This window comes from Pseudomonas sp. P9_35 (assembly GCF_034008205.1).
GTDB classification, from domain to species: domain Bacteria; phylum Pseudomonadota; class Gammaproteobacteria; order Pseudomonadales; family Pseudomonadaceae; genus Aquipseudomonas; species Aquipseudomonas kilonensis.
Genome location: NZ_CP125373.1, coordinates 3205200 through 3230536, shown reverse-complemented (window position 1 = coordinate 3230536; position 25337 = coordinate 3205200). Strand labels below are relative to the sequence as shown.

Genomic DNA, 25337 nt, shown 5'->3' with positions numbered 1-25337 from the left:
GTAAGCCTGTTGTTATTGTCTTGGGATACCTTGAGCCTAAAGCATCCCACCGTGATTGCAATCAGACCAATGGGTAGCCCGGCCTGAACGCGTCAGGCCGGGCCGGCACTCATCGGTTGGCGAAGTACATCGTCACTTCAAAGCCAATACGCAGGTCGGTGTACGCGGGTTTAGTCCACATGGGTCTTTCCTCTTCTTGTACCGGGCGATTCCGGCAAGGTCATTAATGCACGCCACGCCTGGGGCTCGAATGCTACTTTCGAAGCGGTGGGTGGGGTGCGTTGGTACTACTGGAGCAGCGAGCACTTGCTCCCCCTAAATTGCAGGAGCTGTGTAGATGCGGTGTAGGAGCTGTGTAGGAGCTGTCGAGTGCAACGAGGCTGCGATCTTTCCCAATACACTTGAATCTCAAGCGAAAGATCAAAAGACCAAAAGATCAAAAGATCAAAAGATCAAAAGATCAAAAGATCGCAGGCTTCGCCAGCTCCTACAGGGTCACAGCAACTGCCCTGCTTGCTATCTCCCAGGGTTAGAAGAACCCCAGTGGATTGATGTCGTAGCTCACCAGCAGGTTCTTGGTCTGCTGGTAGTGGTCGAGCATCATCTTGTGGGTTTCACGACCCACACCAGACTTCTTGTAGCCACCGAACGCGGCGTGCGCCGGGTACAGGTGGTAGCAGTTGGTCCAGACGCGACCGGCCTTGATCGCCCTGCCCATGCGGTAGGCGCGGTTGATGTCGCGGGTCCACAGACCAGCGCCAAGGCCGAACTCGGTGTCGTTGGCGATTGCCAGGGCTTCGGCTTCGTCCTTGAAGGTGGTCACGCCCACTACCGGGCCGAAGATCTCTTCCTGGAACACGCGCATTTTGTTGTGGCCCTTGAGCAGGGTCGGCTGGATGTAATAACCACTCGACAAATCCCCCTCGAGTCGCTCGGCAGCACCGCCAGTGAGCAGCTCGGCGCCCTCTTGCTGGGCAATTTCAAGGTACGAGAGGATCTTGTCGAATTGCTGCTCGGACGCCTGGGCGCCGACCATGGTTTCGGTGTCCAGCGGGTTGCCACGCTTGATCTTGGCGATCTTTTTCATCACCTCGGCCATGAACGGCACGTAGATCGACTCTTGCACCAGGGCGCGAGATGGGCAGGTGCAGACTTCGCCCTGGTTGAAGAACGCCAGCACCAGGCCTTCGGCGGCTTTTTCGATGAAGGCCGGCTCGGCCTGCATGATGTCTTCGAAGAAGATGTTCGGCGACTTGCCGCCCAGTTCCACGGTAGACGGGATGATGTTTTCGGCGGCGCATTTCATGATGTGCGAGCCCACCGGGGTGGACCCGGTGAAGGCGATCTTGGCGATGCGCTTGCTGGTGGCCAGGGCTTCACCGGCTTCGCGACCGTAACCATGGACGATGTTCAGCACGCCGGGCGGCAGCAGGTCGGCGACCAGCTCGATGAAGACCATGATCGACAGCGGCGTCTGTTCAGCCGGCTTGAGCACGATGCAGTTACCGGCAGCCAGGGCCGGGGCGAGTTTCCAGGCGGCCATCAGCAGCGGGAAGTTCCACGGGATGATCTGCCCGACCACACCCAGCGGCTCGTGGAAATGATAGGCCGTGGTCAGTTCGTTGATCTCGGCCGCCCCACCCTCTTGGGCGCGGATGCAGCCGGCGAAATAACGGAAATGGTCGGCCGCCAGCGGTACGTCGGCATTGAGGGTTTCGCGCACGGCCTTGCCGTTGTCCCAGGTCTCACTGACAGCGAGGATTTCCAGGTTCTGCTCGATACGGTCGGCGATTTTCAACAGCACCAGGGAACGGTCCTGCACCGAAGTCTTGCCCCAAGCATCGGCTGCGGCATGGGCGGCATCCAGGGCCTTGTCGATGTCGGCGGCGCTGGAGCGCGGGAATTCGGCAATGACTTCGCCATTGACCGGGGAGGTGTTGGTGAAGTATTCGCCGTTGACCGGCGCGACGAATTCGCCGCCGATGAAGTTGCCATAGCGCGGTTTGAAGGAAACGACGGCGCCTGGGGTTCCGGGTTGTGCATAGATCATGATGGGGCCTCTGCCTGGTCGATGCCTGTCACAGGACAGGCGATAGGCCGATGGTAGAGAGCCCCGCCTGCCGGACGAATGCGTCGTTGGCAGGGGGGACTCTCGTTATTTGGTCGTAGGTTTTGCCGCGATCCGAGGATGACCCGGGCTTTTTTTGTGGGAGCGAGCTTGCTCGCGATGAGGTCGGCACATCCAGCATGGAGGGTGACTGATCGACCGCTATCGCGAGCAAGCTCGCTCCCACAGGTGCTACATTTTCCACAGGTTCTGCATTTGCCAGAGTTGGCTCAGCGCTTGGCCACCAAATCCTTTGGCAACTTGAAGGTCCAGAGCATGCCGCCCTGGTTGAAGTCCTTCACGCGCTTGGCCACCTCGCCACCCCACAGCGGCACCGCGCCGCCCCAGCCGGAGACCACGGAGACGTATTGCTCGCCGTCCATTTCCCAGGTGATGGGCGAACCGAGCACGCCGGAGCCGGTCTGGAATTCCCAGACCTTTTCCCCGGTCTTGGCGTTGAAGGCCTGCAGGAACCCTTCAGGCGTGCCGGTGAACACCAGGTTGCCCTTGGTGGTCAGGACCCCACCCCACAGCGGCGCGTAGTTCTTGTGGCGCCAGACTTCCTTGCCGGTCTTGGGGTCGATGGCCCGCAGCACGCCGATGTAATCCTCGTTCAGCGGCTTGATGGTGAAGCCGGCCCCGAGGAACGCCGCGCCTTTCTTGTAGGCGATGCCTTCGTTCCAGATGTCCATGCCCCATTCGTTGGACGGTACGTAGAACAGGCCTGTGTCCTGGTTGTAGGCCATCGGCATCCAGTTTTTCGCGCCGAGGAACGCCGGTGCGACGAACACCGAACTGCCCTTGGCTTCGCTGCCCGGCGCACCCGGACGGCTGGCCTCGTTGTAGATCGGCCGCCCATCCTTGTCCAGGCCAGTGGCCCAGGTGATCTTGTCGACAAACGGGAAGCCGCGGATGAACTTGCCGTTGGTGCGGTCGAGCACGTAGAAGAAGCCGTTACGGTCAGCAGTCGCTGCCGCCTTGATGTCCTTGCCGCCTTCCTTGTAGTTGAACGAGATCAGTTCATTGACGCCGTCATAGTCCCAGCCGTCGTGAGGCGTGCTCTGGAAGTGCCACTTGATAGTCCCGTCGTCCGGGTTCAGGGCCAGGCGCGACGACGAATAGAGGTTGTCGCCAGGACGCAGGTGGGAGTTCCAGGGGGCCGGGTTGCCGGTGCCGAACAGCAGCAGGTTGGTTTCCGGGTCGTAGTAGCCGCCCAGCCAAGGCGCGGCACCGCCGGTTTTCCAGAGATCGCCCGGCCAGGTCTTGCCCGCCTCGCCGCCGGAAATACCATTCTCGATGGCTTTGCCATCTTTGTAGACGTAGCCCATGTGGCCTTCCACCGTCGGGCGGGTCCACAGCAGGTCACCGTTCTTCGGGTCGTAGGCACTGATCTGGCCCACCACACCGAACTCGCCCCCGGCCACCCCGGTGATCAGCTTGCCGTTGATGACCAGTGGCGCGGCGCTGATGGAATAGCCTTCCTTGTGGTCGGCCACTTTCTTGCTCCACACCACCTTGCCGGTGTCCTTGTTCAAGGCCACCAGCTTGGCGTCGAGAGTGCCGAAGAACACCAGGTCGCCGTACAACGCCACGCCACGGTTGATCACGTCGCAGCAAGGACGGATGTCATCGGGCAGGCGCGCATCGTATTGCCACAGCTTCTTGCCGGTGCGCGCATCCACTGCGAATACCCGCGAGTAGGAACCGGTGAGGTACATCACCCCGTCCTTGATCATCGGCTGGGCTTGCTGGCCGCGCTGTTTTTCACCGCCGAAGGAGAACGCCCAGACCGGTCGCAGGTCCTTCACGTTATCGACATTGAGGGTATCGAGCGGGCTGTAGCGCTGGCCCTGGACACCCAGGCCGTTGGTCACGATCTGCTGCGGGTTTTTCGGGTCCTGGAGAATTTCCTGATCGGTCACGGCTGCAAGGGCCGAACCGGACAGCAGCATGGCACTGAGCAGCAGGCTCACGGCGAAGGGTTGGCGACGTGCGGGATGACTCATGACGGCTACCTCTGCGGTTATTGTTATACCCGGGAATTTTTCCCGGTCTGCCACAGATTCTTGGGCTCGGAGCCGTTGCCAACAATTGCCCGCTGTGTTGAGTTTTCTAGTTCCTTGGTACACATGTGGAGTCGTCGCATCCAGCTTCTTTGCTGGTGACACCAACCCCCGTGGCGAGGGAGCTTGCTCCCGCTGGGGCGCGCAGCGGCCCTAAAAATAGCCCAGCCAACATTGATAGCCAGGTTGACTGACATAGGGGCTGCTGCGCAGCCCAGCGGGAGCAAGCTCCCTCGCCACGGGGTATGTGTTCAGTCAGGGTCGTGGGCATCCACCCGTTTCATCCCCGCCCGCTCATAACGTGGATAGAGATGACTGACACTGCGAATCAACTCATACCGACTCAAGCTGATCCCGGCAAAGCGCTCGGGAATGGGGCTGCGGATCATCTCGGCCATGTCGTCGCCCCGGGCCGCGCCGTTGCGCAGCAGTTGGTCGAGCCAGCCCAGGTAGTCGCGCATCTGGGTAAAAGGCCGGGCGTCGTTCGCGACCGGGCCGTGGCCGGGCACGATCTGCTTCCAGGGCAAGGCCTGCAAGGTGTCCAGGTCCTGGAGCCAGACCTCCAGGCCCGGGCTGTTGGGGGTGGTCAGGGCGCGTTCGTAAAACACCAGGTCGCCGGCAAACAGCACACCGGTGGTTTCGTCGAAAATCGCCAGGTCGGCCCCGGTGTGCCCGGCCAGTTGCAGCAGACGCAACGAATGATTGCCCACCTTCAACGTCCCGGCCGCCAGCTCCCGGGTCGGCAACACCACCTCGGTGCCGCGCATCCAATCGCCCACCAGCCGGTACATGTTTTCCGCCAGCGCATCACCCTGCTGTCGCAGCAGATCGGTGGTGCCCGCCAAGGCGCCAATGGGCACGTCGCTAAAAGCTTGGTTGCCCAATACATGGTCGGGGTGGTGATGGGTCAGCAGGACCTGGATCACCGGTGTATCGGTGGTCGCGGCAATGGCCTGGCGCAGCGCCTCGCCGTAGCGCTTCGACGGCCCGGTATCGATCACCACCACGCCGGCATCGGTGACGATGAACGCGGTATTGACGATGTTGCCGCCGTTGGCCTTGGCAAAATTCTCGGTGCTGCCTTCCAGCAGCCAGGTGCCTTCGGCGATCTGCCGGGGCTTGAGTGCGTAGTCCGTACCGGCCCACGTCGGCCAGCACAGGCTCAGGAACATCAGCAACAACCAGCGCATGGCGCGCTCCTTGTGGTCAGGGGATCGCCGCCTCGAACGTATTGCCGCTGTTGTCGCGCAGCAGCAGGCGGGTCTGGCCCGGGCCTCGGATGTCGAAGCCCAGGTTGGGGTTTTCGCTGACCGCCGGGAACAGCTCCAGTCGCGCCAGCACCTGACCGTCGGCGTCCAGCAGTTGCGCCTGGTTGAGGAAAAACTCCGGGATGCCGCTCACCAGGCCGTTATCCATCGGATGCGCCACCTGCAGGCGCAGGCGGCTCGAATCGCCCCGGGGATAGCGGGCGCCCAGCACCTCGCCCAAGTGTTCTTCCCAACCCGGCTGGGTGCGCACCACGCTGGGCGCGGTGCAGCCACCACCGGCCGCGTCGATCAGGGTCGAGCCGACGTGCCACAGGCCATCGCGGGTCTGCACGGCGGCGCGCAACGGCGTGGCTTGCTCGATGCGAATGCGGATCGACAGCCAGGGCAGCACCCGCTCCCCTGGTTGGAAGTCGACGATTTTCGGCAACGGGTTCAGTTCGGCCCAGGCCAGCACCCGCACGACGTCGCCGGTGAAGGCCCGGGCATCGATCTCCAGTGGCACCTGGCGTGCGTCTTCGGCAAAGGGTGGCGCCAGCAGCCGCACCCGGTCATCGAAAACGAACGGCGCGTCCCCCAGCAATTGCTTGTGATAGAAGGCCCACATCACCGACGGCACCGGGTCCTTCCCCGGTTCGACCGCCGCCAGCGCAATCGTCGGCAGGCCGCACCACAGCAGGCACCACATGGCCCATTTCATCCCTGCGCTCCTATTGATACATCTCCGGCACTTCGTAACGCAGGCCGTAATGGGCATAGACCGTCTTGACGCTGCCGTCGCGGATCAAGCCTTCCAGCGCCTCTTCCACCGCATAGGCCAGCTGACGGTTGCTTTCATGCACCGCCATGCCGATTTCCCAACGTTGCTTGCCCATGTTCGGGTAGGCGTTTTCCGCCAGCGCCAGTTGCGGATCAGCCGCCTCGTGCACTTGCCAATCGACCTCACCGCGCATGGCCATGACGGCGTCCACCTCCCCGGCCTGCATGGCCTTGAAGGCCTGGCTGACACCAGGGTAATGGTGGGTCCTGGCGCTGAGCATGCCGTTGAACACCGATGTCAGGTAGAACGACGGCACGCTGTCGACTTCAACGCCAATGGGATGCTCCTGGAACACCGCGACACTGCCCACCGAATCCAATCGGCGGCGGTCAAATGCCACTTGCCAGCATTCCTGCTGGTAAGGGCCGAACATCACCACCTGGGCGTTTGCCAGTTCGCCAACGTCGTTGCGCCTTTGCACGTAGTCGTGATCGTACGGGACACGCATCATCAAGTCGGCCAATTGCCGCTCGTGCAACGGACTGCTGCGCCAGATGTAATCGCGCAGGTCGTCATCGAGTTTTTCGCCCGGCGGTGCCCACATCAATTGCAGGCGCACGCCAAGCGCTTTGGCCAGGGCCTGGGCCAGTTCCACGTCCACGCCCCTGGGTTGGCCGTGGTCCTCGAAACTGTAGGGCGCGAAGTCCTTGTAGACCGCGACCTTCAACTCACCGGCGGCGATCATCTGGTCGTAGCTGCGCACCTGCGCCTGTACCGCCTGGCCCCACAGGAGCAGGCTGCACATTACCCACGCGAACAGGCGCATGGCGATCACTCCTCGACGTGCACGCTATCGAGATAGGTGCGCACCGCCCACAAGGCTTCCTGGCTCAGGTAGTCGGCCATTTTCGGCATGTAGACCCGGCCGTCGCGCACCGCACCGTGACGTACGCGCTCGACAAACCACTCATCACCGGCGTCGGCGGCGTCGAGCATGCGCAAGTCCGGAGCGATGCCGCCCGACTTGGCTTCCAGGCCATGGCAGGCCGCGCAGTTCTGGTTGTAGGCCGATGAGCCGATCTCCAGCGCCCGGTCGTGTTCGGGGGAGGTGCGGTAAGGGTTCACCGTGGCCCAGCCGTCACCGTCCAGTGCGACACCGGTGTCCTTGATCGGGGTCAGTCCCTTGGTTTCCACTGCCTGGGGCACTACGTTGCCATGGGCCCATGCGGAGCCTGCGCCGGTCAGCCCCATCAGTAATGCGGTAGCGATGATGGCGTTGCGTTTTGTTGTCATTGTTATGCCCTCTCAGATTGCACGCAGACCTCTGTGAAGAAGCCGTGCCGTCATCTTAGGAACCCCCTTGCCCCAGCCGAATGCTGCTTTGGTGGTCGGGGTCTAGTTCCTTGGTAGCAGGCCATCCGATGCAAGTCGTAAAGACAGGCGGCTCGGGAAGTCTTCCCGGCAGTTGGCTACGGCGCCGCCGTGTCGTTGTAGGCGGCCCGCCAATAAATCTTGTGGGAGCGAGCCTGCTCGCGATGGCGGTGGCTCAGCTGGCAGTGATGTTGAATGTGCCGACGGCTTCGCGAGCAAGCTCGCTCCCACAGGGGATCTGTGCCGTACACAACATCGGTGTTCAATGAAATCAAATGTGGGAGCGAGCTTGCTCGCGATGGCGGAGCACCTGTCACTGAGATGCTGAATGTAACGCCGCCTTCGCGAGCAGGCTCGCTCCCACCTGGGGTTGCGGCGGTTTGCAGGTTTTGTCCACTCCTGATGAATGACCATTTCCCGTACCGTAAAACCCCAACACCGGCGGTGGGTTACTACCTTGGTACTGCACCGGCGGTACTTTCTGCATATTTCCCCATGCCCCTGGGCTTCCTATGCTGGCGCTACCTGCAATGGAGGATGTCATGCGCCGGCTCGTCAGTTACGCCCTGGTTTCTCTGCTGGCAGCGGCAACCGCTCACGCGGGCGATACCACACCGCTGCAAGTGCGCATCGGCTACCTGGGTTATCGTCCCGATCCGGGGCCGTTGCTGTCCAACGTCATTGCCGAACCGGCCGATGCCGGGTTGCGCGGCGCTGAACTGGCGATCGTCGACAGCAACAGCACCGGGCGTTTCCTCAAGCACGACTACCGCCTGGAAAGCGCCAGCGTCGACACGCCCGAGGCGCTGCTCCAGGCCGCCCGGGCCCAACACAACCAGGGCCTGCGGCTGTTCGTGGTCAACGCACCGGCCGCCAGCCTGCGCCAACTCAGCGCCGCCCTGCCCGACAGCCTACTGTTCAACGCCGGCAGCCCCGACGACAGCCTGCGCACCACCGACTGCCTGGGCAACGTGCTGCACAGCCTGCCCGACCGCGCCATGCTCGCCGATGCCCTGGTGCAGTTCAGCGTCGTGCGCAAATGGCAGCGGGCCTTGCTGATCGTCGGCCAGACGCCCGAGGACCAGGCCTACGCCGCCGCATTGCGCCGGGCCATGAAACGCTTCGGCATGAAGATCGTCGCCGAAAAGGCCTGGCAGTTCGACAACGACCAGCGCCGCAGCGCCCAGGCCGACATGCCGCTGTTCACCCAGACCGCCGAGTACGACGTGGTGCTGGTGGCCGACGAGCGCGGCGACTTCGGTGAATACCTGCCCTACCAGACCTGGTACCCACGCCCGGTGGCCGGCACCCAAGGGCTGACGCCCACCGGCTGGCACAAGACCGTGGAAACCTACGGCGCGGCGCAACTGCAAAAACGCTTCGAAGCCCTGGCCGGACGCTGGATGAACGACCGCGACTTTGCTGCCTGGATCGCCGTGCGCAGCATCGCCAGCGCCGTGGGCAAATTGCGTCAGGACGACCCGCTCGCCATCCGCCAACTGGCCCTCAGCGACCAGTTGCCCCTGGACGGCTTCAAGGGTCGCAAGCTCAGCTACCGGCCCTGGAACGGCCAGTTGCGCCAACCCATTGCGCTGGTCCAGCCTCGGGCACTGGTCAGCACCTCGCCCCAGGACGGTTTTCTGCACCCTTCCAATGAAATGGACAGCCTGGGCTATGACCAGCCCGAAGTGAGCTGCCGTTACCCCTGATCGATAACAACAATAAGGAAACCGCCATGCGCCGCTCCCTGATTCACCCGGCCCGGCTCTGCCCGACCCGGTTATGCAAAGCCCTCGCCCTGGGCGCGGCGTTGCTTGGCGCCGGCCCCGCCGCCGCCAGCATCGCCTGGGTCTCCAACGAGAAAGACAACAGCCTGAGCCTGATCGACATGCAGAGCCTGGAAGTCATCGAGACCCTGCCGGTCGGCCAGCGCCCCCGGGGCCTGCTGCTGTCCCACGACAATCGCCTGCTGTACATCTGCGCCAGCGACTCGGACCGGGTCCAGGTGATGGACGTCGCCACCCGCAAGATCATCAAAGAACTGCCCTCCGGCAAGGACCCCGAGCAATTCGCCCTGCACCCCAACGACCGCTGGCTGTATGTCTCCAACGAAGACGATGCCCTGGTCACGGTGATCGACACCCAGACCTCCGAAGTGCTCGGCCAGATCGGCGTGGGTGTCGAACCCGAGGGCATGGCCGTCAGCCCTGACGGCAAATGGGCGGTCAACACCAGTGAAACCACGAACATGCTGCACTGGATCGACACCAGTACCCAGACCCTGGCCGACAACACCCTGGTGGACCAGCGGCCACGTTTCGTCGAGTTCAATCGCGACGGGACGCAGCTCTGGGCCTCGGCGGAGATCGGCGGCACGTTGACCGTGCTCGACGTGGCGACGCGCAAGATCCTCAAGACGCTGACGTTCCAGATCAAGGGCGTGCACCCGGACAAGGTCCAACCGGTGGGCATCAAGCTCAGCGCCGACGGTAAGCTGGCGTTCGTCGCCCTGGGCCCGGCGAACCATGTGGCGGTGATCGACGCCAAGACCTTCGAAGTGCTGGATTACCTGCTGGTGGGCCGGCGGGTCTGGCAACTGGCGTTCACCCCGGACCAGAAGCAGCTGCTGGCGACCAACGGCGTCAGCGGCGATGTCTCGGTGATCGATGTAGAGAGCCGCAAGGTCCTGAAGTCGGTGAAAGTCGGGCGCTACCCTTGGGGCGTGGTGGTCACGCCATGAACGCCCTGGAGGTCAGCGACCTGAGCTTTGCCTATGGCGCGCGCGAAGCCCTCAAGCAGATGAGTTTCAGCTTGCCGGCCGGACGTTTCGCCGCGCTGCTGGGACCCAACGGTGCTGGTAAGTCGACGCTGATCGCCCTGCTCACACGCCTGTACGACCTGCAACGCGGCGAGATCCGCATCGGTGGTCATTCCCTGCAGAAATCACCAAGACCGGCCCTGCGCCAGTTGGGCGTGGTGTTCCAACAGAGCACCCTGGACCTGGACCTGAGCATTGAACAGAACCTGCGCTATCACCTGGCGCTGCACGGGTTTTCGCGGCGCCAGGGCAGCGCCCGCATCGACGCTGAACTGACCCGCCAGCACCTGACCGAGCGGCGCCATGAACGGGTGCGCGACCTCAACGGTGGCCATCGCCGCCGGGTCGAGATCGCCCGCGCCCTGCTCCACGAACCGCGCCTGTTGCTGCTCGACGAACCCAGCGTCGGCCTCGATCCGGCCAGCCGCCTCGCCCTGGGTCTGCACATCCGGCAACTGTGCAGCGAGCAAGGCATCAGCGTGCTCTGGACCACTCACCTGCTGGACGAAGTACAGCCCAGCGACGACCTGTTGATCGTGCACCAGGGCCGTCTGGTCGCCAGCGGCCAGGCCGACGCGGTGAGCCTGGAACACGGGGGCAGCCTCGGCTCGGCTTTCACCCGCTTGACCACCTCGGGAGTCCGGCCATGAATGCGTACTGGCAATGTTTCAGCGGCATCGTGACGCGCGAATGGCTGCGCTTCGTGCTGCAACGCACCCGGCTGCTCAGTGCCCTGGTCCGGCCCCTGCTGTGGCTGCTGGTGTTCGCCGCCGGTTTTCGCGCGGCGCTGGGCATCGCCATCATCGCGCCCTACGACACCTACATCCCCTACGAGGTGTACATCGTGCCCGGGCTGGCCTGCATGATCCTGTTGTTCAACGGCATGCAGGGCTCGCTGTCGATGGTCTACGACCGGGAGATGGGCAGCATGCGCGTGTTGCTCACCAGTCCCCTGCCCCGGGCGTTCCTGCTGGCGAGCAAGTTGTTGGCGACGTCGTTGATCTCGCTGTTGCAGGTCTATGCCTTTCTCGCCATCGCCTGGCTGTACGGCATCCAGCCACCGACCATGGGCCTGCTGCTGGCCCTGCCGGCCCTGTTACTGGTGGCCCTGATGCTCAGCGCCCTGGGCTTGCTGCTGTCCAATGCCATCCGGCAACTGGAAAACTTCGCCGGGGTGATGAATTTCGTGATCTTCCCGATGTTCTTCCTGTCTTCGGCGCTGTACCCGCTGTGGAAAATGCAGGAAGCCAGCCCTTGGCTGTACTGGCTTTGCGCGGTCAGCCCGTTCACCCACGGCGTGGAGTTGGTGCGTTTTGCGCTGTACGAGCAGTTCAACCTGCTGGCGATGGCGGTGTGCGTGGGGTTGACCCTGGTATTCGCGCTGTTGGCGGTGTGGACGTTCAATCCGCAGCATGCGGCATTGCGCAAGGCCAGTTGAACTGTCTGACACAATTCCCCTGTGGGTGGACTCCCCTGTGGGAGCGAGCTTGCTCGCGATAGCGGTGTATCAGTCAACATCATTGCCGAATGATCCGTCGCTATCGCGAGCAAGCTCGCTCCCACAAGGTTCTCCACAAGGTTTCTGTACAGGGCCCATGGCCGAAATTACTACTTTAGTACTGGTTTTCCTGTCTATGGTCGCATTCACAAGACCTCGACCCTGGCATGTAATGGGCGCATAACAAAAAGGATAAATCCTATGCCCCGTTTGCTGGCGATCCTCCTGCTGGGCCTGGCGCTGAATGTCGCGCAGGCCGATACCGCGCTGTTTTCAGCGCAGGGTTATCGCATCGCCCAATACCGCAGCCCGACGCCCGCCACCGTCGACGGCGCCCAGACCCTCGACACCCAGGCCCTGCAACGTCTGCTCGGCCAAGCCTCGCCCCCAGTGCTGATCGACGTTTATCGCAGGCCGTGGGTCCAAGGGCGTTTCATCGACAACGAACCCCATGCCAACCTTCCTGGCAGCCTGTGGCTGGCCAATACCGGTGACGGCGACCTCGACCCGACCTGGCAGGACTACTTCAGCCATCACCTGCGCACGGCCACCGGCGGGCGGTTGGATTCGCCGTTGGTCTTTTATTGCCGCGCCGATTGCTGGCTGAGCTGGAACGCGGTAAAACGCGCCGCTGCCATGGGCTATAACCATGTGTACTGGTATCGCGATGGCCTCGATGCCTGGGAGGCGGCCAACCTGCCCCTGCAAGCGGCCCGGCCCGAACCCTTTCCCTGATCTTGCAAGAAGTGCGTGCAACTGCCCTGCCCCACACGACAATAACGAGGTGAATGGCCATGTATAAAATCCTGATAGCCGACGATCACCCACTGTTTCGCGAAGCCATCCACAACGTCATCAGCGACGGTTTTCCTGGCAGCGAGGTCATGGAGACCGCCGACCTGGACAGTGCCCTGGCCTTGACTGCCGAGCACGACGACCTGGACCTGATCCTGCTGGACCTGAACATGCCCGGCATGCACGGACTCAATGGCCTGATCAACCTGCGCAACGAGGCACCGACCATCCCCGTGGTGATTGTCTCCGCCGAGCAGGACAAACAGGTGGTGCTGCAGGCCATCACCTATGGCGCGGTGGGTTTCATCACCAAATCCTCGCCACGCTCGCAGATGACCGACGCCATCGAGCAGATCCTCAACGGCAACGTGTACCTGCCGCCCGACATCATTCGCACGCAAAGAAGCCCGATGGGCCGGCGCCTGAACGAAAACCCGAGCTTCCCACCGGAACTGCTCCAGGCCTTGACCCGCAAGCAACTGCTGGTACTCGAACGCATGACCAAGGGCGAGTCGAACAAACAGATCGCCTACACCCTGGACATCGCCGAAACCACGGTCAAGGCCCACGTCTCGGCAATCCTGCGCAAACTCAATGTGCACAACCGGGTGCAGGCGATCCTCAGTGCCGGGGATATTGATTTCGGGGCTTATTTGCGGCGTTGAACCGCTGAACACTACAGGGATAGGGTGGACACCCCTGTGGCGAGGGAGCTTGCTCCCGCTGGGGCGCGAAGCGGCCCCAAACCCAGGCACCTAGGTGTCTCAGGCTTATTCAGGACAGGGCTGCTTCGCAGCCCAGCGGGAGCAAGCTCCCTCGCCACAACAGCGCTCGCTCAATGCTCCTGGGTCTGGCCTAGCAGATGACTCATCGCAATCTTCAGCTTCATCGGCCGCACCGGCTTGTGCATCAGTGTATGCCCGCGTTCGCGGATCTGCTGCTTGAGTTCGTTGCTGTAGTTGGCGGTGATCATCATGGCCGGGATCGGTGAGGCCCGGCGGGCGTTGATCCGGGCCACCGCATCGACGCCGTTCTGATCGTTGTCCAGGTGATAGTCGGCGATCAGCAGGTCGGCCTCGGCATGGTAGTTGTCCACCTGGCGGGCCAGGTCCTGTTCCGACAACGCGGTCACTACCTGGCAACCCCAGCCCTCCAGCAACGTACGCATGCCGGCGCAGATCGCCGCATCGTTATCCAGTACCCAGACCCGCGCCCCACGCAGTCGTTCGAGCATCGGCTCGCTCATGTCCAGGCATGGCAGCGGCTTGGGCGCGGTGGCGCTCAGCGGCACGTCGATAGAGAACATCGAGCCCTTGCCCGGCCAGGAGCGCACCTGGATCCGGTGCCCGAGGATCCCGGCGATTTTCTCGACAATCGCCAGGCCCAGGCCCAACCCACGGTCCTGGTTCGGGCGCTGCACGTCGCCGCGCTTGAACTCCTGGAATATTTCCTCCAGGCGGTTCTCGGCAATGCCGATGCCGCTGTCCCAGACCTGGATCGACACGCGCTGGCGGTGTCGCCGACAACCGAGCACCACCCGGCCGCTGGGGGTGTAGCGAATCGCGTTGCTGAGCAGATTGCGCAAGATACGCGCGAGCAATTGCATGTCGCTGCGCACCAACACCGAACAGCCGACAAAGTGCAGTGCCAGCCCCTCGCTGCCGGCGATCTGGGCGTATTCGGCGGCCAGGTTGTCGAGCAGCTCGCTGAGGGCGAACGGCGCGACATCGGCCTTGATCACTCCGGCGTCCAGCTTGGAGATGTCCACCAGAGTGCCCAGGAGGTTCTCCACGTCCTGCAGCGAATGGCTGACGTTACGCACCAGTTGCGCGTTGGCGACCGGCTCGCGGCGCTCGAGCAAGGCACTGGTGAACAGCCGAGCGGCGTTGAGCGGTTGCAGCAGGTCATGGCTGACCGCTGCGAGGAATTTGGTCTTCGACAGGTTGGCCTGCTCGGCCTCGCGCTTGGCTTCGCGCAGGCGCAACTCCACCCGGCTGCGCTCGTCAATCTCGCGCAGCAACTGGTCGTTGAGAGTGGTCAGTTCGGCCGTGCGCTCCTGGACCCGCTGTTCCAGGTTCTGGTAGGCCTGGTGCAGCGCCTCGGCGGTGCGCCGGCGTTCGGTGATGTCGCGGATCAGCACGAAAATCCCCACCACTTCGCCGTTGGCCAAGCGGTTGGGCACATAGGAGCGCAGCATGTAGCGCTCCTGGTTGTTGATGTTGGTCTCGGCGAACTCGAACGTCACGCTCTCACCCGCCAACGCCCGCGCCACGTAGGCTTCCAGGCGTTGGTAGTGCTGCTCGCTATGGGCTTCGCGCAGGCTCTGGCCGAGCATCACGCCACGGGGCCAGCAATACCACTGCTCGTAGACCTTGTTGGTGAATTCGTAGACCAGGTCGGCGTTGAGGTAGGCGATCAATGCCGGCACATGGTCAGTGATCAGGCGAATCCAGCGTTCGCTTTCGCTCAGCGCCTCGGCGTGCTGGTAGCGTTCGGTGATGTCGGTGAAGGTGTTGACGTAGCCGCCAGTGGGCAAGGGATGCGTACGGATCTCCAGGACCCGGCCATCGGACAGGCGCTGCTCGGATTCGTGGATCAGCCGGCCGTTGCTGTCGCGACTGGCCGGGGTCAGCAGTTGCAATTCACTGTCGCCGATCACTTCATTGAATGGCCGGTGTGCCGCTACCGGTGCCAGGCCGCTGAGTTCGAGGAAGCGTCGGTTCCACAACTCCAGCACGCCTTGGGCGTTGACCATCGCCACGCCCTGGGACAGGTTGTCCACCGCCCGCTGCAACAGGTGGGATTTCTGCGCGATGGCCTGCTCGCGGCGCACGGTTTCGCTGAGTTTGACGTCGGTGATGTCGGTAAACAGAATTACCCGGCCGCCCTCCTGGGTCGGCCGCTCGCTGACTTGCAACCAGCGCCCGTTCTGCAAGCGATACAGCACATGCTCGTCGGCCTGGCCCCGGGGTTCTTCGCTGAACAGCCCGTTGGCGGTCATCAAGCGCTTGACCTCGGAAAGGCGCATGCCGGCGATGATGCGCACCCGGCTGTTGGCCCAGAAGGCCTTGAAGCGGCTATTGAACAGGACGATGCGTTGCTGCTCGTCGAACAGCACAAACGCATCGGAGATGCTTTCGATGGCGTCGATCAGGTGCCGGTGGGCCGTTTCCGCCCGCAGCCGCGCCTCGCCCAACAAGTGATTGCCGGCCTTGAGTTCAGCCATGGCCTGGTTCAGCGCATCGGTGCGCTCACGCACCTGCTCGGCCAGCACCACCGAGTGCTGGAACGCCGCATACGGGTCGTTGCCCCGGGTTATGCCGGACTCCACCCGCTCGATCAGCGCCTCATTGATACGCCGCAACTTGCGGTTTTCATTCTGCAGGGCAGCGAGCTGGGCCTGCAGCTCAGCGATGGCCGGGGACGCGATTTCGGGCAATGGCAACTCCGGTGAACGTCTGGTTGATGTGCATGCCATTGAACTGTTCTCCATAGGTGTTGAACCCCATCACCCGTTTTTCGCGCAGGAACTGGCCGATCTGCTCCAGGCCGCCGCGATCTTCCAGCTCCAGGCGCCGGAGAAAGCAATCGCAGCCGATGGTCAGCAACAGGTCACCGAGGCGTGCCTGCAAACCGTCGAACAGCGTTTGCAGGTTGTGCAGCAAGGGCCCGGGGGTCATCGCAGTGAGAACGATGCCGTTCTCCACCGCACAGTAGAAACTCAGGCTCAGGTCCGAGTGCACCTGCTGGATCGCCCGCACGTAGTACTGGTCGTTGATGCGCACCGCCAGTGGATGGGCGGCGAAAACCCGGTAGTCGAGGGCGCTCACGGGCACTCCGATGTGCCGGGCGTATTCTTCGGCGGCGGGTTCGGCGTTGAGCTCGTAGACCCGTCGCGAGGCGCTGTCGGCGCCGGTCACCACCAGTTTCTCCTCCCGGGGCAGGATGTGATGGGTAGTGAAGACTTCGAATTCCAGCCAGGTATTGATCAACACCACCACGGCCGCGCCACTGTGGAACTGGCCTTCGAAGAACACGTGGGTGTGGGTCAGGTAGTTGTCATCGCCGGCCGAACCGCCGAAATGCGGGATGTCCCCCAGCGCAGCGCTCAAGGCCGCCAGCACCATTTCCTCGCGGCTGGACAGGCCATCGAGCAGGGTCAAGGCGAAACTGTGGCCCTTGATCGGCGCCAAGGCGTTGCTGCGACAGCCGCTCGCCAGGCGCTCGACCATTTGCTGGGCATCGATCAGGCTGAAGTGCTCCATTTCGCCGATCAGTTCGGCGGCGATGGAAAAGTGCCGGTGATCGAACCCCACCGCCGTCACGCAGTTGCGACCATAACCTTGCGCGGTGATTTCACCGGCGCTGGTACAGCCCACCAGGCGAATCCCACCGAAACTCTGGGACAGCGCCTGGCCCAGGGCCGGCAGGTCGTATTCGGCGGAACAGAAAAACAGCACGAAGCCCAAGTGCGGGTGCAACAACTGCCGCGCCAACGCCTGGGCCACCTGCTGGACGTCCGTCGCCTGGGACATGGCGCTCACCACACCTTCGCTCTGGGCCTGCTGCATCTTCGCCTCCGACAGGTGCGTGATAGGAGCCCTGAGTGTACGAAGCCGCGCCGGGTCGACGAATGCTACTTGGGTAGCGGGTGGACGCTTCCATGGGATGAGATTGCTCCCTCTATGTGGGAGCAAGGCTTGCCCGCGATAGAGGCGATGCGGTCTGGCAGAATCGAGGCGCCTGTTTCGCGAGCAAGCTTTGCTCCCACAAGCGCCCCTGCCACAAGCGTGGTTTGCCGAACAGGCAATATCAGTGACTCATCGGCGCCATGGCAGTCGCCTGCCCCAGCAGTTTCTGGTCGATGTCTTCCAGGCGCAGCACCCGGCCGCCGGTGTCGCTGGCGAGTTTTTGTGCCGCCTGGGGGTCGGAGAACGAGGCCAGGACAACGCCCATGGCGCCTTTAAGCCCGCTGCCGATGACGAAGTAGGCGGTCCGGGCGTCGATCAGGTGGGCGTCATCCGGCGTATCCCAATGGCTGCGGCCCATGTCGTGGACATACAGCTTGACGTCGGCCCGATGGTTTTCCGGCTGCAACCACCAGCCCAGCATCTCCGCCGGCGAGCAGAATTTCTTCACGCCGCCTGCCCCGACCGCCGCGCCCTTGGGCCCGGGGAAGTCAGTGATGACCATCCCGCACACATGGCACTCGTCACTGGGATGGAACGCCAGCGCCGCCTCGCTGGCCGCAGGTGGCTCGGCCTTGCCGCAGGCCGCCAGTGCCAGGCACATCAACACCCCGACCCAAAGGCGACCCGCCTTGAAATACACCCTGTTCATCGTTGCATGCTCCCTTATCAAGATTGAAATTCACGGGCACCGGCGATTGAACAACCGATAGGCCAACCACAACGGCACCGCCATCCACAGGCCCAGGCACAGCCAGAGCAAAGGCGCCGACACCGGCAGGTCGCTGCCCAAGGTCAGTACCGCGGCGCCGCTGGACGCCGCATCGAACCCGGACAGGTTGATCAGCCGATACACGTCGGTGGGGTTGAACAGCAGCAACCATGGCAACAGTTCCGGGCTGAAGCGCCCTTCGCTCAGCACCAGCAACGCCAGCAAGGCCAGGTCGAACACCAGCACGAAGAAAAACCACACCCCCAGCGCCAATCCGGCCGCGGTGGATTTCTCTGCCGACAAGCTGCTCAGCACATAGGCCAGCCCGAGGAACACCCAGCCCAGCAGCGTGCTGGACACCATGAACCGACCGAAGGCCCAGAGCAGCAGGCTCAACTGGACATCGTCCACCCACAGGGCGATGGCCAGCATCGCGCAGCCAAAACCGATGAAGGTGGCCAGGGCCAGGATCAAGCCGTGCCCGACAAACTTGCCCAGCAACAATTGGCCGCGACCCAACGGGTAGGTCAGCAACAGCAGCAAGGTGCCGCTCTCGTCCTCGCCGACAATCGCGTCATAGGCCAACAGCAAGGCAATCAGCGGCATCAGGAAGGTCGCCAGGCTGGACAGGCTCGCCACCGTGGCCGGCACCGAGGTGAACCCCAATTGACCGGACGCCGCCGCGCCGAGCCAGGCGATGCCGATCGCCAGCACCGCGAACAACAGGCTGATCGCCAACAACCAGCGATTGCGCAGGCCATCGCTGAATTCCTTGCGGGCCATGTTCCAGACCGGATTCATAGGCTGGTCTCCTCGGCCGCGGCACGGACCATGTAATGCCGGTACAAATCCTCCAGCGACGGCGGCTTGATCTCGACATCCGACGGATCATCCTGGGCCAGTAACTGGCGCAGCAATTTAAGCTTGCTGCCATCCGGCGCGGACACCTGCACCCCTTCGGCGCCCCAGCCCTGGGTGGCGTGCCCTTCACTGCGCCAATGCTGGCGAAGCCAGTCGGCCCGCGACAGGCCCGAGGCGCGGATCAGCGTCGGCAACCCGGCGTCCTCGCGCAGCCGGGCCAGGCTGCCCAGGGCCAACAGCCGCCCCCGGGTGAGAATCGCGGCGCGGTTGATGTGCGCTTCCACGCCAGGCAAGACGTGAGAACAGAGAATGATGCTGGTACCCTGCCAACGCAGGCGGTCGAGTAACTGATAAAGGTCCTGGGTAGCGATAGGGTCCAGGCCCACGGTCGGTTCATCCAGCAACAACAGGCGCGGTTGGCCGAGCAGCGCCTGGGCCAGACCGAGACGCTGGCGCATGCCCTTGGAATACGTTTTCACGCGCCGTGTCGCGGCAGCCGCCAGCCCGACCTCTTCCAGCAAGCGCTCCACCTGCTCCGGCGCGGCACCTTTGAGCCGGGCAAAATGGCGCAAGGTTTCCAGCCCGCTCAACTGCGGATAGAACATCACGTTCTCGGGCAGGTACCCGAGCATCTGCCGCACCCTCGGGTCGCTGGGCGCGCGACCGAAGACACGCACCTCGCCCTCGCTGGCTTGCAACAAACCGAGGATCAACTTCATGGTGGTGGTCTTGCCCGCACCGTTGTGCCCGAACAGGCCGAGCACCTCGCCCTGGGCCAGGTTCAAGTCCAACCCGCGCAGCACGGTGACATCGCCATAGCGCTGGCTGACCCCTTCGATCTCGACGACGTTCAAGACGCGTCCTCCTGGGCACTGTTGCGTGACGGGGGCTGGACAGGCGTTTCCATCAGCGGATGACTGTCCATCACCCCGGGGGATTTCATCACCGGGAAGGATCGCTGCACCCAACGCAGCAGTTCGATTCCCGGGCTGTTCATCAACAAGCGCACCTGGGGATACAGCCACAGCAGGCGATCGACGTTGTCGTTGGGCTCATAGGCGACATCGCCCAGGCCGTCGCCGTTGCGATCCCAGCCCAGGTAGTCGCTCCAGTAATTGCCGCGGCCATCCACCGACCACTCCTGCAACCGCGTGGCCACGTATTTGACCTGGCGCTGGTTGTGGACGAAGGCATTGCCGGCGATGCGGTTGTCCTCCGAGCCGGCCGTCAGGTGGATACCCACGGCGCTGCGCTCGAAATGGTTGCCTTCGATGCGGTTGAATAATGAGTTGTAGATGAACAGGGCCTTGCCCTCGGCGCCGCTGATCATGGTGTCGCCGGTGGACCCGTCGCGCACGTCGGTGACGAAGTTGTCGCGCAGGGTCGAATAGGTGATGTAGTTCATCAGGATCCCGTAGTTCTGATCCTGTTCGGAGCGATTGCCGATGACCGTCAACTGGCGGCTTTGCATCAAGGCATACCCGGTGCGGGTACGCCGGGTGACGTTATCCAGCAGGCGATTATCGTTGGCGAACATGTAATGCACGCCGTAGCGCAGGTCCTCCAGGACATTGCCCTGGAGCAGATTGCCGCTGGAGGTGTCGATGTAGATACCGTCGCGGGTTTCATGCACCTGGTTACCGATGACCCGGGCGCCGTGTACGGCATACAAATGGATGCCATTGCCACGGTCCTGGGAGCGCAGGCTGGGGTCGCCCTGGATGCGGTTGTCGATCAGGCTGACGTCCCGCGTGCCATCGACCCAGATACCGAAGCCCTGGCCTTGCATCCGGTTGCCACGCACCACTGCTCCTTGGGCGACCGGTTGGATGAACACGGCCGCGTTCATGGCCGTCAGGTCGTGGCCCCAGTCTAGGAAGGTACAGCCCTGGACCTGGACGTTCGGGGCGCGAATGATCAGCCCATTGCCCTCGCCCTGCCCTTGGAATACCGCATCCGGCGCACACGTGAGGGTCATGGGCTGGTCGATACTGAACGAGCCCCGGTACTGGCCCGCAGGCAGGCGCCATTGCTGGTCGCCCTCGGCCTGCAAAGGCAAATCGGTGATCGGCTGCGGCGCACCGAGCGCGCCGCCCGACAACAGGCTGAACACCAGGGCAATGACCAGTCGACGAACGTTTGGATGCTGCATATTCCCGGTCATTGCGCCTGTCTCCCTAGTGAATGACTCAGGCCTTTTCAACCAGCATGCGCCCGACCATTTCCATGTGCAGGGCGTGGCAGAACCAGCTGCAGTAGTACCAGTGCAAACCGGCCTTGTCGGCGGTGAAGGTGATCGACGAGGTCTGTTGCGGGCTGATCTCCATGCTCGCGCCGTGGTTGGTCATGACAAAACCATGGGTGACGTCTTCGATCTGGTCGATGTTGGTGATGGTCACCGTCACCTCGTTGCCTTGCTTGACGGTGAACTCCGTCAGGCCATAGGCCGGCGCCATCGACGTCATGTACACCCGCACCTTGTTGCCGTCGCGGATGACCTTGTTGTCGGTTTCCAGGTTGATGCCGTCCTTCTTCGCCCGGGCCACGGTGTCGGCGAAAAACGGATCGTTGCGGTTCCAGATTTTCTGGGTCTTGATCTGGTCGCGCCGGGCGAGAATGCAGTCATGCGGTTCGGCGAACGCCGGGCCGTCGTGCACCAGCTTCATTTCTTCACCGGAAATGTCGATCAACTGATCGTTTTCCGGGTGCAATGGGCCGGTGGGCAGGAAGCGGTCCTTGGAGAATTTGCACAACACCACCAGCCACTTGCCGTCCGCCTCGCTGGTTTCGGTGAGAGACGCATGGTTGTGGCCAGGCTGGTACTGGACGTCGAGTTTCTGCTTGATGTAGTTGACCTTCTCGCCCTTGTAGGCACGGATGGCCTCGTCCATGTTCCACTTCACCACCTGGCTGTCGATGAACAAGGTGGTGTAGGCATTGCCGCGCCCGTCGAACGTGGTGTGCAACGGCCCGAGCCCCAGTTCCGGCTCGGCGACGATCACTTCGCGGGGGTCCTTGAAGCGGTCGGCGAACAAATCGTCCAGGCGATCGATGGCGATCATCGAGACCGTAGGCGACAGCTTGCCGTTGGCGATGAAGTATTTGCCGTCCGACGAGGTATTGAGCCCGTGGGGGTTCTTCGGCACGGGAATGTAGCGGGTGAATTCGGAGTCCTTGCCATCGGTCTTGCGGCCATCGACCACCGGCACCTTGGAGCCGTCCAGGTTGATGAACTTGCCAGCCTTGATCGCCGCCTCGATACGCGGGATGTTGAACACCACCACCCAGTCGCGCTCGTTGCGCATCATGCCACCCAGGTCGTAGGCCTTCTCGGAGTTGTAGCAGGTGCTGGCGGCGTATTTGCCGGTGTAGTCAGCATCGGAGTTGTCCAGGTTGCCGTCGACGATCACCTGGAACGCCATTTCCATTTTCTCGGCATCGATGGCGTTGAACATCGTGAAGCTGTTTTTGTCCTGCAGGTCGAAGGTGTGGCCGTCGTTGGGGTGCGGAATCACGAACTCGGCGTTGGCGAACACGTACTTGGTGTACGGCACCTTTTGCAGGCGCAGGCCGTGGATGGCCTGCACGTTGGGCACGGTGAGGATCTTGTCGCACTTCATGATGTCCAGGCGAATGCGCGCGACCCGGGAGTTGGCCTTGTCGTTGATGAACAGGTATTTGCCGTCGTACTTGCCGTCGGTCATGGAGATGTGCGGGTGGTGGCAATCGCCGTTCTGGTACTTGGCGCTGTCGCCCAGGATGCGCTTGCTTTCGTTGGTCAGGCCCCAACCGGTGGCCGAGTCGACGTTGAACACCGGGATGCGCATCAGCTCACGCATCGACGGCACGCCCAGCACCCGCACCTCGCCCTGGTGGCCGCCGCTCCAGAAACCGTAGTACTCGTCCAGCTCCCCAGGCCCGACGTGGATCTTGGACTTAGCCTCCTTGGCCGCCGCAGCCCACGACTCACGAGTGAACGTCCCGGCCCCCAGCGCCGTCGCGCCGGCCAGTACGGCACCGGTTACCGCGCCAGTGCCGAGAAAACTGCGCCGGCTGACACCCCTGGGTTCTTCCACCGAGCCTGGGGTCTGGTTTTTTTTGTCGCTCATGCTGTGTGCTCCATGAAGAATGAAACGGTCAAGGGACAGGCCATTGGGGTGCCTCAAGGCGCCGGGTTCACCTGCACCACGGGAATCAGTTGCGGATCGGTCGCGGTTGCCTTGCCGCGCTTCTTGCGCTTGTTGATCAGCGGCGGGCATTTGTTTTCGTTGTGCCAGGTCATCTGGCAGTCGAGGCAGTAATGGCATTCGTTGGCATTGATCCGGCCATCGGGATGAATCGCCTGGATCTCGCATTCCTTGGCGCACAGTTGGCAGGGGTTGCCACATTCCTTGCGGCGCTTGAGCCAGTCGAACAGCCGCAACCGGGTCGGCATCGCCAGGGCCGCACCCAGCGGGCAGACGTAGCGGCAATAGACTTTGCGGGTAAAGATATTGATCACCAGCAGGCCCACGGCGTACGCCACGAACCACCACTGGCGGTCGAACCTGAGGGTGATGGCGGTCTTGAAGGGTTCCACTTCGGCCAGCCGTTCGGCGGTTGCCATCGACTCCAGCGAGACGCCGAACAGCACCAGCAAAATGATGTACTTGATCGCCCACAGCCGCTCATGCACGGCGAACGGCAACTCGTATTGGGGCACCTTCAGCTTGCGCGCCAGTTCGTTGATCAACTCCTGCAACGCGCCGAACGGACACAGCCAGCCACAGAACACCCCACGCCCCCACAGCAGGATGCTGCCGGCGGTGAACACCCAGAGGATGAAGATCAGTGGATCGGTGAGGAACAGCTCCCAGCGAAAGCCTTCGAACAAGGCGTGGACGAAGGTCAGCACGTTGACCACCGACAACTGGGCCAAGGCGTAGCCGCCGAGAAACACCACGGTGAAGACCAGGTAACCACGCCGCAGCCAATGCAACAGCGTCGGCCGCCGGGCCAGTGAATCCTGGAAAAACAGGATCGCCGTCAGCACCAGCAACGCGGCCCCAAGCACGCTGATTTCGACACTTTTCTGATACCAGAGCGTCAGCCACATCGGCCGGCTGGCTTCTTCGGCGGCCGCCAGTTGCTCGGCGGTGGGCAATGGGCGCTCCAGGTAGGGCTCCGGCAACTGATAGGCCAGCTCGAAGCTGCTGAAGGTGCCGCTGACCGGTCCGGTCTGGCGGCGCACCAGCAGTTCCAGGTTCCAGGGTGAGCCAGGGTCGAAACGGTGGGAGGCACGGATGATGAAAATCGCCATTTCATCGAAGTCCGGCATGTCATCGAGGGCCACGTCATTCAGGCGCTGAAAATCCAAGTCGCGAAAGCTGATGGTGTCGCCGGACTGACGCAGCTGCACCCGGTCGAAGATGCCGCCACGCACGTATCCCGAGCCCTTGAAGGAATAACGACCGCTGCCCATCACCGCTATGGCCTGCTCGCCCGGCTTGAGCTCGGCCATCAGTGTGCGGTATTGCGCCTCGCCCAGCAGGTTGCGGCCGATGGTGGGTGGATTGAGGTGGGTGGCATAGAGGTCGATGAACGTGTCATTCACCTGCTCGCCGCTGGCGGTCTCGACCTGTTCGGCTTCGGTGCCCTTGAAGGACGCATCGACCTGGCCGCGGGTCAGGAGCAGACGGCGGATAGCGCCGTTGCCGGTCAGGGTCTTCCAGTCGGCGGCCTCGTAGATGTCCTCGCGCACACGCGCCGGCGCCACGGCCAACCCCGCATCGCCCTTGACCAGGCCCAGGGACACCGCGACATCGTGGGCGGCGCGCATGATGACTTCGTTGACCACCATTGCCGTCACGGTAGCCCCGGCGATGGCATCCACGGTCACGGCATTCGGGTCGCTGGAATGCCCCACCACCACTCGCTGGTTGACCTTGATGCCGCTGTAGCGCGCGCTGAACGCGTGGAGTTTTTCTTCGGCGATGCCGATCAGCAGAATCGGCTCATGGTGTTCGAGCACATAGGCATCGAGGATCACCCCCGCCGGATCGAGAATGACCTGGACGTTGATCGGCTTGCCGGAATAGGCGGGAATGTCCACCACGTCCAGGCTCTGGAACACATAGCCCAGGACCTTGCCGGCAGCGGACAGCGTGCGCACCTTGAACCGCCCCTCGGGCTCGGAGATCGAGTCGGTCTGGTTCAGGACGTGGTGGATGCGCTGTTGCGGGGTGTCGCCGTAGTCCTTGGCCTGGGCCAGGCCCGTGAACAACAGCAGGAAAACGAACAGCCCGGGGAGCCAGGAGCGGGATGGGTACAACATCACAGAGGAACGGGTCATGGACGCCAGGGCTTAAAGACAGGATCTTGGCGATCATGGTAGGGGCCGGCCCCTTCTTCGGCCCTTGA

General features: G+C 62.9%; 21 protein-coding genes. 6 read left to right on the top strand and 15 right to left on the bottom strand.

The features are described 5' to 3' along the window. Positions 1 to 109: 109 nt before the first annotated feature. The 7 genes from pqqA to pedF all read right to left on the bottom strand — a co-directional run bounded on the left by pqqA (position 110) and on the right by pedF (position 7488). On the bottom strand, positions 110 to 181 hold the full coding sequence (pqqA, locus tag QMK47_RS14115) for a pyrroloquinoline quinone precursor peptide PqqA (RefSeq protein WP_003243383.1): 72 nt from the start codon (positions 179 to 181) through the stop codon (positions 110 to 112). Between the two features lie 348 nt (positions 182 to 529). Continuing rightward, on the bottom strand, positions 530 to 2050 hold the full coding sequence (locus QMK47_RS14110; RefSeq protein ID WP_253474436.1) for an aldehyde dehydrogenase family protein: 1521 nt from the start codon (positions 2048 to 2050) through the stop codon (positions 530 to 532). A 287-nt stretch (positions 2051 to 2337) separates the two neighbouring features. Next, positions 2338 to 4113: a PQQ-dependent methanol/ethanol family dehydrogenase gene (locus QMK47_RS14105; protein WP_253474433.1), complete on the bottom strand. Its 1776-nt coding sequence runs from the start codon at positions 4111 to 4113 to the stop codon at positions 2338 to 2340. Between the two features lie 308 nt (positions 4114 to 4421). Continuing rightward, entirely contained in the window at positions 4422 to 5360 is a 939-nt protein-coding gene (locus QMK47_RS14100) for a quinoprotein relay system zinc metallohydrolase 1 (protein WP_320390445.1), read from the bottom strand. A gap of 16 nt (positions 5361 to 5376) precedes the next feature. Then, the gene (locus QMK47_RS14095) at positions 5377 to 6135 is read right to left on the bottom strand and encodes a quinoprotein dehydrogenase-associated SoxYZ-like carrier (protein WP_320390444.1); all 759 of its coding nucleotides are present in this window, start codon (positions 6133 to 6135) and stop codon (positions 5377 to 5379) included. 10 nt (positions 6136 to 6145) lie between these two features. Further along, positions 6146 to 7021, bottom strand: coding sequence for a substrate-binding periplasmic protein (locus QMK47_RS14090; protein WP_320390443.1), 876 nt, complete (start codon positions 7019 to 7021; stop codon positions 6146 to 6148). 5 nt (positions 7022 to 7026) lie between these two features. Continuing rightward, complete coding sequence (pedF, locus tag QMK47_RS14085; protein WP_212796077.1) at positions 7027 to 7488, bottom strand: cytochrome c-550 PedF; 462 nt, start codon at positions 7486 to 7488, stop codon at positions 7027 to 7029. Positions 7489 to 8108: 620 nt separating this feature from the next. Here pedF and QMK47_RS14080 point away from each other — a divergent pair. From QMK47_RS14080 to QMK47_RS14055, 6 genes are all read left to right on the top strand, one after another. Next, complete coding sequence (locus QMK47_RS14080; protein ID WP_320390442.1) at positions 8109 to 9275, top strand: ABC transporter substrate-binding protein; 1167 nt, start codon at positions 8109 to 8111, stop codon at positions 9273 to 9275. Positions 9276 to 9301: 26 nt separating this feature from the next. Next, a complete protein-coding gene (locus tag QMK47_RS14075) occupies positions 9302 to 10306 on the top strand; it encodes a YVTN family beta-propeller repeat protein (RefSeq protein ID WP_320390441.1) in 1005 nt (334 codons plus the stop codon). Then, a complete protein-coding gene (locus QMK47_RS14070; protein ID WP_253474402.1) occupies positions 10303 to 11034 on the top strand; it encodes an ABC transporter ATP-binding protein in 732 nt (243 codons plus the stop codon). Before QMK47_RS14075 ends, QMK47_RS14070 begins: the two co-directional genes overlap by 4 nt. Then, positions 11031 to 11822: an ABC transporter permease gene (locus QMK47_RS14065; protein ID WP_253474399.1), complete on the top strand. Its 792-nt coding sequence runs from the start codon at positions 11031 to 11033 to the stop codon at positions 11820 to 11822. The genes QMK47_RS14070 and QMK47_RS14065 overlap by 4 nt, the downstream gene beginning before the upstream one ends. A gap of 261 nt (positions 11823 to 12083) precedes the next feature. After that, entirely contained in the window at positions 12084 to 12617 is a 534-nt protein-coding gene (locus QMK47_RS14060; RefSeq protein WP_253474396.1) for a PQQ-dependent catabolism-associated CXXCW motif protein, read from the top strand. 59 nt (positions 12618 to 12676) lie between these two features. Continuing rightward, complete coding sequence (locus tag QMK47_RS14055) at positions 12677 to 13342, top strand: response regulator transcription factor (protein WP_320390440.1); 666 nt, start codon at positions 12677 to 12679, stop codon at positions 13340 to 13342. 170 nt (positions 13343 to 13512) lie between these two features. Here the strand turns inward: QMK47_RS14055 and nahK are convergent, their stop codons facing one another. The 8 genes from nahK to nosR all read right to left on the bottom strand — a co-directional run bounded on the left by nahK (position 13513) and on the right by nosR (position 25269). Beyond that, the gene (nahK, locus tag QMK47_RS14050; protein ID WP_258691104.1) at positions 13513 to 16155 is read right to left on the bottom strand and encodes a hybrid sensor histidine kinase/response regulator NahK/ErcS'; all 2643 of its coding nucleotides are present in this window, start codon (positions 16153 to 16155) and stop codon (positions 13513 to 13515) included. Then, positions 16085 to 17248: a nitric oxide-sensing protein NosP gene (nosP, locus tag QMK47_RS14045; RefSeq protein ID WP_320390439.1), complete on the bottom strand. Its 1164-nt coding sequence runs from the start codon at positions 17246 to 17248 to the stop codon at positions 16085 to 16087. The genes nahK and nosP overlap by 71 nt, the downstream gene beginning before the upstream one ends. 241 nt (positions 17249 to 17489) lie before the next feature. Further along, on the bottom strand, positions 17490 to 18017 hold the full coding sequence (locus tag QMK47_RS14040) for a nitrous oxide reductase accessory protein NosL (RefSeq protein ID WP_253474387.1): 528 nt from the start codon (positions 18015 to 18017) through the stop codon (positions 17490 to 17492). A 30-nt stretch (positions 18018 to 18047) separates the two neighbouring features. Further along, complete coding sequence (locus tag QMK47_RS14035) at positions 18048 to 18878, bottom strand: ABC transporter permease (RefSeq protein ID WP_046062341.1); 831 nt, start codon at positions 18876 to 18878, stop codon at positions 18048 to 18050. Further along, positions 18875 to 19792 (bottom strand): ABC transporter ATP-binding protein, encoded by a 918-nt coding sequence (locus tag QMK47_RS14030; RefSeq protein ID WP_320390438.1) that lies wholly within the window; start codon positions 19790 to 19792, stop codon positions 18875 to 18877. The genes QMK47_RS14035 and QMK47_RS14030 overlap by 4 nt, the downstream gene beginning before the upstream one ends. Beyond that, positions 19789 to 21102, bottom strand: coding sequence for a nitrous oxide reductase family maturation protein NosD (locus tag QMK47_RS14025; RefSeq protein WP_320390437.1), 1314 nt, complete (start codon positions 21100 to 21102; stop codon positions 19789 to 19791). The genes QMK47_RS14030 and QMK47_RS14025 overlap by 4 nt, the downstream gene beginning before the upstream one ends. A gap of 25 nt (positions 21103 to 21127) precedes the next feature. Further along, complete coding sequence (gene nosZ, locus QMK47_RS14020) at positions 21128 to 23047, bottom strand: TAT-dependent nitrous-oxide reductase (protein WP_003201412.1); 1920 nt, start codon at positions 23045 to 23047, stop codon at positions 21128 to 21130. Positions 23048 to 23100: 53 nt separating this feature from the next. Then, a complete protein-coding gene (gene nosR / locus QMK47_RS14015) occupies positions 23101 to 25269 on the bottom strand; it encodes a transcriptional regulator NosR (protein ID WP_320390436.1) in 2169 nt (722 codons plus the stop codon). Positions 25270 to 25337 lie beyond the last annotated feature (68 nt).